Source organism: Sphingomonas sp. CV7422, assembly GCF_027945725.1.
Lineage (GTDB): Bacteria > Pseudomonadota > Alphaproteobacteria > Sphingomonadales > Sphingomonadaceae > Sphingomonas > Sphingomonas kyungheensis.
The window spans coordinates 1,006,747-1,021,556 of the sequence record NZ_CP115900.1 but is presented as its reverse complement, the minus strand read 5'-3'; the positions used below and the strand labels follow the sequence as shown (position 1 = coordinate 1,021,556).

The following is a 14,810-nucleotide window of genomic DNA, read 5'->3' as shown; positions in this document are numbered from 1 at the left end:
ACGGGAGACGGATAGGCGCTACGCTTGACCGGCCGATTGGTGCCGCGCCGGCAACGTGACGCTCGCGGCAAGGCCACCGCCGTCACGCTCGCCGAGCGTCAGGCTGCCGCCGTGCAGCTCGGTCAGCTCGCGGACGATGGCGAGGCCAAAGCCATGGCCTTCGCCGCGCTCGTCGAGCCGTACGCCCGGCTCGGTGACGCGCGCGCGGTCCGCGGCGGGGATGCCGGGACCGTCGTCGCTGACGGTTAGCACGATGCGGCGCGCGTCGTCGCTCGCCACGCGCACATCGATCCACACCTGCGTCGCGGCGTGGCGCGCGGCATTGTCGAGCAGGTTGCCGAGCAGTTCGTCGAAATCCTGCGCGTCCATCGCCGCGACCGGGTCGCCGGCCACCTGCGGCGTGACGGTGATGCCGCGCCCGGCGTGGAGGCGGCCGATCGCCAGCGCGAGATCGTCTACCGCCGGGGCGATACGCACGCTGGCCCGCGTATCGGTCGCTCCCGTACGGGCGCGGGCGAGATGGTGGCGGATCGTCGCGTCGATCCGCGCGACCTGCGCCGCCTTGGCCGGATCGTCGCGCAGCTGCAGCGCGAGCGTCGCCACCGGCGTCTTGAGCGCATGCGCCAGATTGGCCGCGGACTGGCGCGCGGTGGCGAGCGCGGCGGCGCGATCGGCGGCGAGCGCGTTGAGTTCGTCGGCGAGGCCGCGCAGCTCGACCGGCTGATCGTCGTCGACCCGCTCGCGCAGGCCGGCGCGGATCGCGGCGAGCTGCTCGCGCATCCGGGCGAGCGGGCGCAGGCCGAGGCGCAGTTGCAGCAGCGACGCGGCGGCGAGCAGCGCGGCGAGGATCGCCAGCGCGACGAGCAGCGGCGTCAACGCCTCACGCAGCGGCCGTGCCACCACCGCGCGCGGCGCGGCGGCGAGCAGCGATACCGTGCCCCGCGACGTGACGAGGCGCAGGCGGCGGGCGTGGATGGTGCGGCCAGCCTGATCGACGCCGTCGAGCCCCTGCGGTGCGGCGGCATCCTCCGCGATCGGTGCGGGGGGCGCTCGCGGTGCGTCGGGCGCGCCCGGCGGCGGCGGCGGTGCGGCGACCGGGCCGGGCCGCAGCCGCGGTGGGTCGGCCGAGCCGATCGCCCCGTCGGGTCCGTCGATCCGCCACGTCCAGCCGCGCCCCGCCTCCAAGGCGCCGGCCCGTGCGGTGAGCCGGGCGCGGTCGACCTGCCCGTCCGGCGCGACGGTGCTGGCGAGCAAGGCGATCTCGGCATCGAGCCGCCGGTCGATGCCTTCGGTGACGACGCGTTCGAGCACGCCGGCGATCGCCCAGCCGGCGATGCCGAGCGCGGCGAGGATCGCCACCGCGGAGAGCAGCAGCATCCGCCCCTGGATCGATCGCAGCACCGGCTCAGCCTTCACCGCAGGTCAGCCGATAGCCGCGGCCGCGGATCGTCTCGATCATCTCGGCGCCGATCTTGCGGCGCAGGCGGCCGACTATCACCTCGAGACTGTTCGAATCGACATCGGCATCGCCTTCATAGACGCGTTCGAGCAGGTCGAGCCGCTCGATCACCGCCTCGCGCCGCAGCATCAGCGTCGACAGCACGCGCCATTCGAACGCGGTGAGCTTGAGCGGCAGGCCGTCGAGTTCGAAATGGCCGATCTGCGTATCGAACGACAGCCGTCCGCAGGTCAGCACCGGCTGGGCATGGCCGGCGGCGCGGCGGACAAGCGCGCGCAGCCGCATCACCAGTTCCTCGACGCGGAACGGCTTGACTAGATAGTCGTCCGCCCCCGCCTTGAAGCCGGCGACCTTGTCGGACCAGCCGTCGCGCGCGGTGAGGATCAGCACCGGCAGCGCGCGCGACGCAGCGCGCCAGTCGCGCAGCACGCTGATCCCGTCCTTGCCCGCCAGCCCGAGGTCGAGCACCGCCGCGTCATAGGTCTCTGTTTCGCCGAGATGGCCGGCGTCGATCCCGTCGGCGACGAGATCGACCGCGAAATGCTCGGCGCGCAGCGCGCGGGCGGTGGCCGGGCCAAGGTCGGGATCGTCTTCGACTAGCAGGATGCGCATGACCGTGGCCCTATTCTCCCTGGCTAAACCGAACATGAACCGCCTGGTTCAGCGGGGGTCGGCCGAATCACCGTAGAAGCCGGTCATCGACATGAAGGAGACGATCGATGGCAAGACTACATATGACGATCCGGCAGCGGCTGGCGCTCGGTGCGGCGGCGCTGGTCGCGGTGGGGGCAGCGGGCGGCGCCGGCGCGGTCGCGCTGACCCGGCCGGGCGTCGAGATGGCCCCGACGGTGGCGACGCCGATCGCCCGCCTCGCCAACAGCAACGGCATCGTCACGGTCAAGGGCCGTGTCGCCGAGGTGTTCGGGGACCGGTTCGTCGTCCAGGACGGCAGCGGCCGTGCGATGATCGACGCCGGGCGCGACGGCACCGCCCATGTGACGCGCGGCAATGCGGTGCTGGTCCAGGGCCGTTATGACGAGGGCCAGTTGCGGGCGCACTTCCTCGTCGGCCCATCGGGCGAGGTGAATGAGGTCGGCCCGCGGCCCCGCCCGCGCGGTCCGGGTGCGGATGCACCGCCGCCGCCGCCGCCGCCGCCCGGTGCCGGTCCCGCCGGAACGCCGCCCCCGCCCCCGGGTGTCGGTCCGGCCGGCAGCCCGCCGCCGCCGCCGCCCGGCGCGGGTCCCGCCGGAACGCCGCCGCCGCCTGCGGTCGGCCCGGCCGGAACGCCTCCGCCGCCGCCGCCTGTGAACGGCGCCGCCCCGCCTGCGCCCCGCGCCGGTGCCGCGCCGGTCGCCCCGGCCCCGGCGCCGACCCCGGCGCGCTGAGCCAGCGGCACACAAAAATCGCTCCCGTCGTCGTTCAGCGGCGACGGGAGCGACGTATCGTCCGCGAAGAGACCCGTTTTACTTGGTCACGGCGTTTTCATTGCCGACCGCTTCGTCGGTGTCGTCGTCGCCGGTGCCCGAATAGTCGATATGGCTCTGCCCGCCATGGCCGAGGAAGCCGCCGCCGACATCGTCCTGCTTGCCCTTGCCGGTGTGCGGATTGGGGTAGGCGCCGCCGCTGCTTTCGCTGTCGCCCTTGCCCGATGGCCATTCGACACCGTCGTCCTGTTTGGCCTTTTCAGCGTGATTCGGGTCGATCGCCTGCATCGGTTGTTTGTCGGTCACATCGTATCTCCTTGAAAGACCCAACGATGCAGCGAGCGATTGCGTTGCGTCGCGCCCTCCCCCACATGGGTCCGTAATACACCAACGGGGACCCAATGGCCGATCCATATCAAACCTTGGGCGTTGCGCGCGGCGCGTCCGAGGCGGACATCAAAAAGGCGTACCGCAAGCTCGCCAAGGAACTGCATCCCGACCGCAACAAGGACAACCCCAAAGCGTCCGAGCGGTTCAGCCAGGTCACCAACGCCTACGACCTGCTCAACGACAAGGACAAGCGCGCGAAGTTCGACCGCGGCGAGATCGACGGCGACGGCAACCCCGCCGCGCCCTTCGGCTTCGGCGGCGCGCGACCGGGCGGCGGCCGCGCCGGATCGGCAGGCTTCAACAGCGCCGGCTATGAATTCGGCGCCGGCGGCGATCCGGACATGAGCGACATCTTCGAAGGGCTGTTCGGCGGCGGACAGGCGCGGGGCGGCGGCTTTTCTAGCGGCTTCGGCCGGCGTGCGCAGCCCAAGGGCGCCAACGTCACCTATCGGTTGCAGGTGCCCTTCATCGACGCGGCGACGCTCAGCCCGCAGCGCGTGACGCTCGGCGACGGCAAGACGATCGATCTCAAACTGCCCGCCGGGCTCGAGAGCGGCACGCAGATGAAGCTCGCCGGCAAGGGCGAGGCCGGGCCGGGCGGCGCCGGCGATGCGATCGTCGCCATCGAGGTGCAGCCGCACCGTTTCTTCGAGCGCGACGGCGACGACGTGCGGCTCGACCTGCCGATCACGCTCAAGGAAGCGGTCGCCGGCGGCACCGTGCGCGTGCCGACCGTCGACAAGCCGGTGATGCTGACCATCCCCAAGGGCACCAGCTCGGGCAAGACGCTGCGGCTCAAGGGCAAGGGGTTTCACAAGAAGGACGGCACACGCGGCGATCAGCTCGTCACGCTGCTGATCGACCTGCCGGCCGATGATGCAGCGCTGCAACAGTTCGTCGCCGGGTGGAACGACCCGCGGAACCCGCGAGCCGCCATGGGCGTCTGACGCGGTCGTGACCGAAACGAATGTCCTTACCCCCGAGGCGCGCGCGCATCATCGCGCGCGCCACCAGCTCGCCAAGCTGAAACCCGGCCCCGCGGCGTGGGAGATCACCAAGCGCGCCGCCTATGGCGTGTTCACCGATGGCTTCATCCACGCCGGCAACCTCGCCTATCTGGCACTGATGACGGTGTTCCCGTTCTTCATCACCGCCGCGGCGGTGCTGTCGCTGCTCGGGCAGAGCGCCGAGACGCAGCGGGCGGTCGCCTCGTTCCTCCACGTGCTGCCGCCCGATGTCGCCGATATCCTGCGCAAGCCGATCGCGGACGTGCTGCTCGCGCGGACGGGATCGCTGCTGTGGCTGGGCGGGCTGGTCGGATTGTGGACGGTCGGCAGCTTCGTCGAGACGATCCGCGACATTTTCCATCGTGCTTATGGCGTCAAGGCAAGCGTGCCGTTCTGGCGGTCGCGCCTCTCGTCGTCGGGCGTCATCATCCTGTCGGTGATCATCGCGCTGCTCAGCTTCCTCGTCCAGGGCATCCTGACCGCGGCGGAACAGTTCATCTACCGCCTGCTCCCCTTTGCGGAAGGGCTCGCCGGATGGGTCGGCCTGTCGCGGATCATCCCGGGGCTGGTGATGTTCGGCGCGCTCTATCTGCTCTTCTATTCGGTGACGCCGTCCAAATATCGTTATACCGACTGCCGCAAATGGCCGGGTGCGGCGTTCACCACGGTCTGGTGGGTCGGGATGACGACGCTGCTGCCATGGGTGCTGGGGCATCTCGGCGGCTATGACATGACCTATGGCAGCCTGGCCGGGGTCGTCGTGATGCTGTTGTTTTTCTACCTGATCGGATTGGGACTGGTGTTCGGCGCGCATCTCAACGCGGCACTGGCGGAACCCCCCGAACCGGCGCTACAGGGGCAATCGGTGACAGAAAAGGCGAAGACGGCGTGACGGGTTTGATGGCGGGCAAGCGTGGGTTGATCATGGGGCTGGCGAACGACAAGTCGCTCGCCTGGGGCATTGCCCAACACCTGTCCGAACATGGCGCCGAACTCGCTTTCTCCTATCAGGGCGCGGCGATGGAGAAGCGCGTGCGTCCGCTCGCCGAACAGCTCGGCGTCGCGCGACTGTTCGATTGCGACGTCGCCGACATGGCGGCGCTCGACGCGACCTTCGATGCGCTCAAGGCGGAATGGCCGACGATCGATTTCGTCGTCCATGCGATCGGCTTCTCCGACAAGTCGCAGCTGCGCGGCCGTTATTACGACACGACGCTCGACAATTTCCTGATGACGATGAACATCTCGGCCTATTCGCTGGTCGCGGTGGCGCAGCGCGCGCGCGCGATGATGCCGGACGGCGGCGCGATCCTGACACTGACCTATTACGGCGCCGAGAAGGTCATCCCGCATTACAACGTGATGGGCGTCGCCAAGGCGGCTCTGGAGACCAGCGTCAAATATCTCGCGGTCGATCTCGGCCCCGACAATATCCGCATCAACGCGATCTCCGCCGGGCCGATCCAGACGCTGGCGGCGCGCGGCATCGGCGACTTCAACTATATCCTCAAATGGAACGAGCTCAACGCGCCGCTCCGCCGCACCGTGACGATCGACGATGTCGGCGGCGCCGGCCTGTACATGCTGTCCGACCTGTCGGCGGGCGTGACCGGCGAGATCCACCATGTCGACGCGGGCTATAACGTCATCGGCATGAAAGCGGAGGACGCCCCGGATATCGCGCTGGCGTAAGACGACGGCGGTGCCGGTCGTCTTCGTCGATCGCGGATGGCGGTTCCACTTCTACTCCAATGAAGGTGACCCGCGCGAGCCGATCCACGTCCATGTTGCCAAACGCGGCATCGGTGATGCGAAGCTCTGGCTGTATCCCGAGGTGACGTTGGCCGATAATCATGGACTGGACGCCCGCGCCCTGCGATGGATCATCGAGCAGGTCAGCCTTCGTCGACCTGAGATTACGAGCGCCTGGCATGAGCATTTCGGTACGCGCGACGAGCGTTGAGTTCGATGACGATCAGATGTGGGTCCGCCTCGACGATGGCCGCACCCTGGGCGTGCCGCTCGCCTGGTATCCCCGGCTGCTGCACGGATCGGCGGCGGATCGCGATAAGGTGTGGATCAGCCCCAGCGGTCTGCACTGGGACGAGCTCGACGAGGATATCTCGGTCGCGGGCCTGCTCGCCGGTCGCGGCGACATGAACCAGGCAAAGCGTAGCGCCGCATGAGCATCAACAGCTTCGGGCATCTGTTCCGCTTCACCACCTGGGGCGAAAGCCATGGTCCGGCGATCGGCGCGGTGGTCGACGGCTGCCCGCCGGGGATCGCGCTCGGCGAGGCGGACATCCAGCCGTGGCTCGACAAGCGCCGCCCCGGCACCTCGCGCTTCACGACGCAGCGGCGCGAGCCCGATCAGGTGCGCATCCTGTCCGGCGTGTTCGAGGGGCGGACGACCGGTACGCCGATCAGCCTGATGATCGAGAACGTCGACCAGCGATCGAAGGATTATTCCGAGGTCGCCAAGGCTTATCGCCCCGGCCATGCCGATTATGCCTATGACGCCAAATACGGCCTGCGGGATCATCGCGGCGGCGGTCGTTCCTCGGCGCGCGAGACGGCGTCGCGTGTCGCCGCCGGCGCGGTGGCGCGAGCGGTGATACCGCAGGTGCGCATCCGCGGCTGGGTCGAGGCGATCGGTGGCGATGCCATCGATTATGCTGCGTTTGACGACGCGGCGATCGATGCCAACCCCTTCTTCTGCCCCGACGCGGCCGCGGCCGCACGCTGGGAGGCGCTGGTCGATGGCGCGCGCAAGGCGGGTTCGTCGCTCGGCGCGGTGGTGGCGTGCGAGGCGACCGGGGTGCCGGCCGGCTGGGGCGCGCCGCTATATGCCAAGCTCGACGCCGAGCTGGCGCATGCCTGTATGGGGATCAATGCGGTCAAGGGCGTCGAGATCGGCGACGGCTTCGCCGCCGCGGCGCTGACCGGCGAGGCGAATGCCGATGCGATGCGGCCGGGCGCCGACGGTCCCGATTTCCTCGCCAACCATGCCGGCGGGATCACCGGCGGCATCGCCACCGGCCAGCCGATCCGGCTCCGCGTCGCGTTCAAGCCGACCAGTTCGATCCTCATCCCGGTACCGACGATCGACCGCAGCGGCGCGGCGGCGGATATCGCCACCAAGGGCCGTCACGACCCCTGCGTCGGCATCCGCGGCGTACCCGTGGTCGAGGCGATGATGGCCCTAGTACTTGCCGACCAGGCGTTGCTCCATCGCGGCCAGACGGGGCGCTGAAGGTTAATAAAACGGAACCCTCCCTGCATCGGCCCGTTGGGGGCGGACGACAAAGCAGGAGAGAACGATGCGTAAGATCATTCCGCTGATGGCCGCCGCGATGCTGATCCCCGCCGCAGCCTATGCCCAGACGACGACCGGCGGCACCGCTGGCGGCACGATGGGCGGCAGCACCTCGGGCAGCATGGGCACGATGGGCGGCAGCACGACCGGTACAATGGGCGGTCAGACGACCACCGCGCCGACCGATTCGACGATGTCGAGCGGCACCACGACGCAGAGCCGTTCGTCGCGCAAGTCGCGCAGCACCCGTAGCGGTCGCACGACCGGTTCGGGCAGCATGAGCGGCTCGACCACCGGCACGATGGGCACCACCGATACGATGGGCGGCGCGACCGGCACCGGCACCGGCTCGACCACGGGCACGATGGGCGGCACCACCGACACGATGGGCGGCACGTCGACCACCGGGACGATGGGCGGCACCACCACGGGTGGCACCGCCACCCCGCAATAAGCTTTTCGAAGCTGCGAACAAAAGGCCGGGCGGGTCACACCGCCCGGCTTTTTCGTGTCCGCCGTCAGTCGGCGAACGGATCGCGGACGAGGATCGTGTCCTCGCGTTCCGGGCTGGTCGACACGAGGGCGACCGGGCAGCGGATCAGCTCCTCGACGCGGCGGATATACTTGATCGCCTGCGCCGGCAGATCGGCCCAGCTCCGTGCCCCGGCTGTCGACTCCTGCCAGCCTTCCATCTCTTCGTAGACCGGCTCGACCGCCGCCTGATCCGCGGCATGCGCCGGGAAATAGTCGAGTGCCTCGCCGTTGAGGCGATAGCCGGTGCAGATCTTGACCGTCTCGAAGCCGTCGAGCACGTCGATCTTGGTCAGCGCGATGCCGGTGATGCCGCCGACCGCCGCCGACTGGCGCAGCAGGACCGTGTCGATCCAGCCGCAACGCCGCTTGCGCCCCGTCACCGTACCGAATTCATGGCCGCGCTGGCCGAGCCGCTCGCCGGTCTCGTCCTCCAGCTCGGTCGGGAACGGCCCCGACCCGACGCGGGTGGTATAGGCCTTGGCGATGCCGAGCACGAAGCCGACCGCCGCCGGCCCCAGCCCCGATCCGCCCGCCGCCGTACCGGCGATCGTGTTGGACGAGGTGACGAAGGGATAGGTGCCGTGATCGACGTCGAGCAGCACGCCCTGCGCGCCTTCGAACAGGATACGCTTGCCGCGGCCCTTCGCCTCGTTGAGGTCGCGCCATACCGGCTTGGCGAACGGCAGCACGAACCCGGCGATCTCGCGCAGTTCGGCGAGCAGCGTGGCGCGATCGATCGCGGGCGAGCCGAACCCCGCGCGCAGCGCGTCGTGATGCGCGAGCAGCCGGTCGAGCTGCGGCCCGAGATCGTCGAGATGCGCCAGATCGCAGACGCGGATCGCGCGCCGGCCGACCTTGTCCTCATAGGCCGGGCCGATGCCGCGACGGGTGGTGCCGATCTTGCCCGCGCCGCTCGCATCCTCGCGCAGGGCGTCGAGGTCGCGGTGGAGCGGCAGGATCAGCGCGCAGGTGTCGGCGATGCGCAGCGTCTCGGGCGTCGCGGTGACGCCCTGCGCCGCCAGCCGCTCGATCTCCGCCTTGAGCGCCCAGGGGTCGAGCACGACGCCGTTGCCGATCACGCTCGGCGTGCCGCGGACGATGCCCGAGGGCAGCAGCGACAGCTTGTAGACATTGTCGCCGACGACGAGCGTATGGCCGGCGTTATGGCCGCCCTGGAAGCGCACCACCATATCGGCGCGCTCGGCGAGCCAGTCGACGATCTTGCCCTTGCCCTCGTCGCCCCATTGCGCGCCGATGACTGCTACATTGGCCATGGATACAGGTCTCCGCCTGCCGGCGTTGATCCGTGCGCCCTTCGACAGGACTCGGCACACGAACGGTCCTGAGATGCCGCGCGCCTACCGGCGCGCGGCGGCGGGGTCAACCGCTTGGCGGGAATTGAGGGCGGGGAACGGTATGGCTCTGCCGTCGGTGACGGGACGAGCGCATTGCGTCCCGCCACCGACACGTCACCAATGCGAGCCGATCAGAGCGCCCGCGCCTCGCCATCGACATAGAGGTGCGTGCAGAGCTGTGCCTCCGGCGTGTCGCCCGCGGTCAGCGCCGCGACCGCGACCCAGCCGGCGGCGCGCATCGCCGTCCCCGCCTCGGCCGGCGTGCCGAACGGCAGGAACAGGCGTCGGCGATCGGCCGTGCCCGCGGTGGCGAGGATCGCATCGGCGTAGAGCGAGAAGCCGGTCGCCGCTTCCTCCGCACCGCCTTCGTGCATCACCGCATAGGTGCCGCCGCGCCCGACCTCGCGCGCCGCGCCGGCGATGAACAGCGAGAAGCCGAGCCACGACTGATATTCGAACCCATGCCGCTCGGTCGGATCGAGCGTCAGCGTGACGTCCTCGCCCAGCCCCGCGGCGATCGCGGCGAGGCCGTCGAGCCGGCTGGCGAGCACCTGTCCGGTGTCGAAGGCGCGCAGCCGGGCGATGGCGCCGTCGAACGGACCCGCCGCCTCGATCAGCGGTAGATAGTCGGGCGCGATCGCCGCGACCGCACCGGCATCCTTGGCGTCGAGCCGCTCCTGGAGCAGCGCGATCCGCTCCGCGGCGACCGGCAACGGCCCGGCGGCGAGCGTGTCGACCAGATCGGGCAAGGTGAAGTCGATCGACAGGCCGCTCGCCCCCGCTGCGGTCAGCGCCGAGACGGCGACCGCCACCACCTCCTGCGCCGCAGCGATCGAATCGAGCCCGATCAGCTCGCAGCCGATCTGCCGCCATTCGCGCGCCGGGGCGAGTTCGGGGCTGCGCAGCTTGAGCACCGGCCCGGCATAGGACAAGCGCACCGGGCGCGGGTGGTGGCCCATGCGGGTCGCGGCGATCCGCGCGATCTGCGCGGTGACGTCGGGGCGGATCGCCAGCGTGCGCTGCGACACCGGATCGACGTAGCGCACCGCGTCGGTCAGCGCGCCGTCCTTGAGCCGCGAGCCCAAAGCATCGGCATATTCGACGAGCGGCGGATCGGCGCGCTCATAGCCATAGAGGCGCGCCGCTTCGAGCGCGCGGGCCTCGACGGCGGCGGCAGCATCGGCATGTGGCGGCAGCCGGTCGCGGAAGCCTTCGGGAAGCAGGGGTGTCATCGTAGCCGTCCCCTATCCGCGGCCGGGAACGGGGGCAACGCCGGATCGCGTGCCCCCACCGCGGGTTGGCACGGATCGACGATCACCGTTGCGCGAATCCGGGTGGGGCAACGGGGTTCGCGCGGAGGGTTCGCCGGCGACGCGCCGGCGACCGCGACGCCATGCCGCGGACGAACCGGCGCGTACCGCCCGGGCACAGCCGCCCCCCGCGCCCACCGCGCTTCCGCGCGGACCGGTGGACCGCCGCGGCACAGCCGCGCCGGACACGGAGCGTCGACCGGACCTAGAAGGTCAGACCCATCGCGGTCTTGACGCCCGGCAGCGCCTTGACCTTGGCGAGCAGGTCGGCATCGACCGGCTCGTCGACCGAGAGCAGCAGCACCGCCTCGCCGCCCGCCTGACGCCGGCCGAGATGGAAGGTGCCGATATTGACCCCCGCCTCGCCCAGCGCGGTGCCGAGCCGGCCGATGAAGCCGGGCGCATCCTCGTTGACGACATAGAGCATCGGCCCGACCAGATCGGCCTCGACCTTGATGCCGAACAATTCGACCAGCCGCGGCGCCTGATCGCCGAACAGCGTGCCGGCGACCGAACGCTCGCCGTCGGCGGTCTTCACCGAGACGCGCAGCAGCGTGTGATAATCGCCCTCGCGCTCGGTGCGCACCTCGCGCACCTCGACGCCGCGATCGCGGGCGAGCAGCGGTGCGTTGACCATGTTGACCGTGTCGGTCTGGTTGCGCAGGAAGCCGGCGAGCACCGCGCTGGTGATCGGCTTGGCGTTGAGCTCCGCCGCCGCGCCTTCGGTATGGACCGAGATGCGGGTGATCGCGCCGGTGGTGAGCTGGCCGACGAGGCTGCCGAGCTTTTCGGCGAGCGCCATATACGGCTTGAGCTTGGGCGCCTCCTCCGCCGACAGGCTCGGCATGTTGAGCGCATTGGTGACGCCGCCCGAGACGAGGAAGTCGGCCATCTGCTCGGCGACCTGGATCGCGACATTGACCTGCGCCTCGGTGGTCGACGCGCCGAGGTGCGGCGTGCTGACGAAATTGGGCGTGCCGAACAAGGGCGAGGCCTTGGCCGGCTCCTCGACGAAGACGTCGAGCGCCGCGCCGCCGATATGACCGCTGTCGAGCCCCTCCTTGAGCGCCGCCTCGTCGATCAGGCCGCCGCGCGCGCAATTGATGATCCGTACGCCCTTCTTCGTCTTGGCGAGCGCCTCGGCCGAGAGGATGTTGCGCGTCTGGTCGGTCAGCGGCGTGTGCAGCGTGATGAAGTCGGCACGCGCCAGCAGCTCGTCGAGCGTCACCTTCTCGACGCCCATCTCGATCGCACGCTCAGGCGTGAGGAAGGGATCGAACGCCACCACCTTCATCTTGAGGCCGCGCGCGCGGTCGGCGACGATCGAGCCGATATTGCCCGCGCCGATCAGGCCGAGCGTCTTGGCGGTCAGCTCGACGCCCATGAAGCGGTTCTTCTCCCACTTGCCCGCCTGGGTCGAGGCATCGGCCTCGGGCAGCTGGCGGGCGAGCGCGAACATCAGCGCGATGGCATGTTCGGCGGTGGTGATCGAATTGCCGAACGGCGTGTTCATCACGACGACGCCCTTGGCGGATGCCGCGGGGATATCGACATTGTCGACGCCGATGCCGGCGCGGCCGACGACCTTGAGGTTGGTGGCGTGCTCCAGGATCTCCTTGGTCACCTTGGTCGAGCTGCGGATGGCGAGGCCGTCATACTGGCCGATGATCGCCTTTAATTCGTCCGGGGTCTTGCCGGTGATCTCGTCGACCTCGACGCCGCGCTCGCGGAAGATCTGCGCGGCCTTGGGGTCCATTTTATCGCTGATGAGGACTTTGGGCATGGGTAATTCCTTCGAACAACGATCGTCATCCCCGCGTAGGCGGGGATCCATAGCCGCTGACGGTGCGGCTCCTGCGACGACCTGCGTGTAGGGATCCCCGCCTGCGCGGGGATGATGGCTTGACCTTAAGCCGCCGCCTTGGCGGTGGCATAGGCCCAGTCGAGCCATGGCCCGAGCGCCTCGATATCGGCGGTGTCGACGGTCGCGCCGCACCAGATGCGCAGGCCCGGTGGCGCGTCGCGATAGCCGGCGACGTCATAGGCGGCGCCCTCCTTGTCGAGCAGCGACGCCATCGCCTTGATGAACGCCTCGTCGGCGCCCTCGACGGTGAGGCAGACGCTGGTCTTCGACCGCGTCGCCGGATCGGCGGCGAGGTGGCCGAGCCAGTCGCGCGCCTCGACGATCCGGTCGAGCGCGGCGGCATTGGCGTCCGAGCGCGCGATCAGCCCGCCCTGCCCCAGCGACTTCGCCCATTCGAGGCTGACGATGACATCCTCGACCGCGAGCATCGACGGCGTGTTGATCGTCTCGCCCTTGAAGATGCCCTCGGTGAGCTTGCCCTTGGACACGAGGCGGAACACCTTGGGCAGCGGCCAGGCCGGCGTGTAGCTTTCCAGCCGCTCGACCGCGCGCGGGCCGAGGATCAGCACGCCGTGCGCGCCCTCGCCGCCGAGCACCTTCTGCCAGCTGAACGTCGCGACATCGATCTTTGCCCAGTCGATATCATAGGCGAACACGCCCGAAGTCGCGTCGGCGAAGCTCAGCCCCTCGCGGTCCGCCGGAATCCAGTCCGCGTTCGGCACGCGCACGCCGCTGGTGGTGCCGTTCCAGGTGAACAGCACGTCGTTCGACCAGTCGACTTGCGCAAGGTCGGGCAACTGACCGTAATCGGCACGGATGACGGTGGGATCGATCTTGAGCTGCTTGACCGCATCGGTCACCCAGCCTTCACCGAAGCTTTCCCACGCGAGCGTCGTCACCGGCCGCGCGCCGAGCATCGTCCACATCGCCATCTCGAACGCGCCGGTGTCGGAGCCGGGGACGATGCCGATCCGGTGCGTGTCGGGCAGGCCGAGCAGCTCGCGCATCAGGTCGATGGCATATTGCAGCCGTTGCTTGCCGATCTTCGAACGATGCGAGCGGCCGAGCGAATCGGTGGCGAGCTTCGACGCCTCCCAGCCGGGTGGCTTGGCGCAGGGTCCGGAGCTGAAGAAGGGGCGCGCCGGCTTGGTGGCGGGCTTGGACGCACCCCGTGCATCGGGGGCGGTGAAGGTATCCGTCAAAATAGTCTCTCCTCACAGAGAGCACGCGCCGCGTTGGGACGGCGTGGCCCGCCGACGGCCCTAGAGACACGCGGCGACCGTGACAATCGAAAAAGCTTCGGTCGCGAAAACGCCTCTACAAGAAACTTTGGCAAAGCGACGAGGGGGCGACAGGTGTTGCTAGACCCGACCGGGTTGGCGAAGACGGCGCGCGGGATGGCGTGGATATGGCTGGCGACGAACCTCGCGCTCGCCGCGTAAAGCGGCCTCGCCATAGCCGCATCCGACCCGCCGACCATCCTTGCCGTCCACAACACGCTAAGCCCGGTGATCTTGATTTCGAGTGCCGCGTCCGTGCTCGTCTCGATCGTGACGTTCGGGACGATCCTGCGGTGGGTGTATCGGGTGAGTTGCAACGCACGATGCTGGAGTGACGCCGTGACGATCAGTCCGGCATGGAATGTCGTCTCGTTCTTCATACCGGTCGTCTCGCTCTTCCATCCGTATCAAGGCATCCGGCAAAGCTGGTCGGCGACCGTCGATCCGGAAGACCCCGCAGCGGTGGCGGCGCCGCAATGGATGGAACTCTGGTGGCAATTGTGGGTGGCGACCATGATCCTGTGCGGCGGCATCAACCGCCTCCAGATCCAGAGTGCCAACGAAAAGGCCACGCTGCTGATGCCGCTCCGCGACCTCGACGAGACGTGGCGCGTCGCCCTCTCCCCCACCGCGCCGGGCGAGGTGGCGGCGCCGTCGATCCTGCGCTGGTGGTGGGGGTCGTGGCTGGTCGCCACCGTATCCGACGCGCTCGCCACGCTGCTGCCCGCCACGGCGCCGGCCGGACCGGGGCTGATCCTGCTCGCCGCCGTCGCGGCCTTGCCGCTCGCCGGCACGGCGTGGCGGATCATCACCCGGCTGTCGACGCTCCAACACGAGGCGATCCGTCTACAATGAGCCATTGATGCAATGC

16 protein-coding genes are annotated in these 14,810 nt (G+C 69.4%); 9 read left to right on the top strand and 7 right to left on the bottom strand.

What is annotated here, in order from left to right; all coding sequences use genetic code 11:
- Nucleotides 1-18 precede the first annotated feature (18 nt).
- Together PBN85_RS05005 and PBN85_RS05000 are read right to left on the bottom strand one after the other, a co-directional pair.
- Entirely contained in the window at nucleotides 19-1,416 is a 1,398-nt protein-coding gene (locus PBN85_RS05005) for a sensor histidine kinase (RefSeq protein ID WP_333781839.1), read from the bottom strand.
- On the bottom strand, nucleotides 1,406-2,071 hold the full coding sequence (locus tag PBN85_RS05000; protein WP_037531396.1) for a response regulator transcription factor: 666 nt from the start codon (nucleotides 2,069-2,071) through the stop codon (nucleotides 1,406-1,408). The genes PBN85_RS05005 and PBN85_RS05000 overlap by 11 nt, the downstream gene beginning before the upstream one ends.
- Nucleotides 2,072-2,178: 107 nt before the next feature.
- Here PBN85_RS05000 and PBN85_RS04995 point away from each other — a divergent pair, with 107 nt between their 5' ends.
- On the top strand, nucleotides 2,179-2,844 hold the full coding sequence (locus PBN85_RS04995) for a hypothetical protein (protein ID WP_271300327.1): 666 nt from the start codon (nucleotides 2,179-2,181) through the stop codon (nucleotides 2,842-2,844).
- A gap of 78 nt (nucleotides 2,845-2,922) precedes the next feature.
- On the opposite strand, the gene PBN85_RS04990 is transcribed toward PBN85_RS04995, so the two are convergent.
- A complete protein-coding gene (locus PBN85_RS04990; RefSeq protein ID WP_037534377.1) occupies nucleotides 2,923-3,189 on the bottom strand; it encodes a hypothetical protein in 267 nt (88 codons plus the stop codon).
- A gap of 95 nt (nucleotides 3,190-3,284) precedes the next feature.
- Between PBN85_RS04990 and PBN85_RS04985 the strand changes: the two genes are divergently transcribed.
- From PBN85_RS04985 to PBN85_RS04955, 7 genes are all read left to right on the top strand, one after another.
- Nucleotides 3,285-4,220, top strand: coding sequence for a DnaJ C-terminal domain-containing protein (locus tag PBN85_RS04985; RefSeq protein WP_037534380.1), 936 nt, complete (start codon nucleotides 3,285-3,287; stop codon nucleotides 4,218-4,220).
- A gap of 7 nt (nucleotides 4,221-4,227) precedes the next feature.
- A complete protein-coding gene (locus tag PBN85_RS04980; RefSeq protein ID WP_037534382.1) occupies nucleotides 4,228-5,172 on the top strand; it encodes a YihY/virulence factor BrkB family protein in 945 nt (314 codons plus the stop codon).
- Between the two features lie 8 nt (nucleotides 5,173-5,180).
- Nucleotides 5,181-5,972, top strand: a complete 792-nt coding sequence (fabI, locus tag PBN85_RS04975) for an enoyl-ACP reductase FabI (RefSeq protein ID WP_271300841.1) — start codon at nucleotides 5,181-5,183, stop codon at nucleotides 5,970-5,972.
- 10 nt (nucleotides 5,973-5,982) lie between these two features.
- Nucleotides 5,983-6,243, top strand: coding sequence for a DUF4160 domain-containing protein (locus PBN85_RS04970; protein ID WP_037534386.1), 261 nt, complete (start codon nucleotides 5,983-5,985; stop codon nucleotides 6,241-6,243).
- Nucleotides 6,212-6,466: a DUF2442 domain-containing protein gene (locus PBN85_RS04965; RefSeq protein ID WP_271300326.1), complete on the top strand. Its 255-nt coding sequence runs from the start codon at nucleotides 6,212-6,214 to the stop codon at nucleotides 6,464-6,466. The genes PBN85_RS04970 and PBN85_RS04965 overlap by 32 nt, the downstream gene beginning before the upstream one ends.
- Complete coding sequence (gene aroC, locus PBN85_RS04960; RefSeq protein ID WP_271300325.1) at nucleotides 6,463-7,533, top strand: chorismate synthase; 1,071 nt, start codon at nucleotides 6,463-6,465, stop codon at nucleotides 7,531-7,533. The genes PBN85_RS04965 and aroC overlap by 4 nt, the downstream gene beginning before the upstream one ends.
- 67 nt (nucleotides 7,534-7,600) lie before the next feature.
- Complete coding sequence (locus PBN85_RS04955) at nucleotides 7,601-8,050, top strand: hypothetical protein (protein ID WP_271300324.1); 450 nt, start codon at nucleotides 7,601-7,603, stop codon at nucleotides 8,048-8,050.
- A gap of 64 nt (nucleotides 8,051-8,114) precedes the next feature.
- Here PBN85_RS04955 and PBN85_RS04950 read toward each other — a convergent pair whose 3' ends face one another.
- From PBN85_RS04950 to PBN85_RS04935, 4 genes are all read right to left on the bottom strand, one after another.
- Nucleotides 8,115-9,404 carry an adenylosuccinate synthase gene (locus PBN85_RS04950; protein WP_271300323.1) on the bottom strand — a complete coding sequence of 430 codons (1,290 nt, stop codon included), beginning with the start codon at nucleotides 9,402-9,404 and terminating at the stop codon, nucleotides 8,115-8,117.
- Nucleotides 9,405-9,616: 212 nt separating this feature from the next.
- Nucleotides 9,617-10,717, bottom strand: coding sequence for an ATP phosphoribosyltransferase regulatory subunit (locus PBN85_RS04945; RefSeq protein WP_271300322.1), 1,101 nt, complete (start codon nucleotides 10,715-10,717; stop codon nucleotides 9,617-9,619).
- A gap of 283 nt (nucleotides 10,718-11,000) precedes the next feature.
- On the bottom strand, nucleotides 11,001-12,578 hold the full coding sequence (gene serA, locus PBN85_RS04940; protein WP_271300321.1) for a phosphoglycerate dehydrogenase: 1,578 nt from the start codon (nucleotides 12,576-12,578) through the stop codon (nucleotides 11,001-11,003).
- Nucleotides 12,579-12,703: 125 nt separating this feature from the next.
- Nucleotides 12,704-13,861, bottom strand: coding sequence for a phosphoserine transaminase (locus PBN85_RS04935; protein WP_271300320.1), 1,158 nt, complete (start codon nucleotides 13,859-13,861; stop codon nucleotides 12,704-12,706).
- Between the two features lie 306 nt (nucleotides 13,862-14,167).
- Between PBN85_RS04935 and PBN85_RS04930 the strand changes: the two genes are divergently transcribed.
- Entirely contained in the window at nucleotides 14,168-14,794 is a 627-nt protein-coding gene (locus tag PBN85_RS04930) for a DUF4328 domain-containing protein (protein WP_271300319.1), read from the top strand.
- The last annotated feature ends 16 nt before the right edge of the window (nucleotides 14,795-14,810 follow it).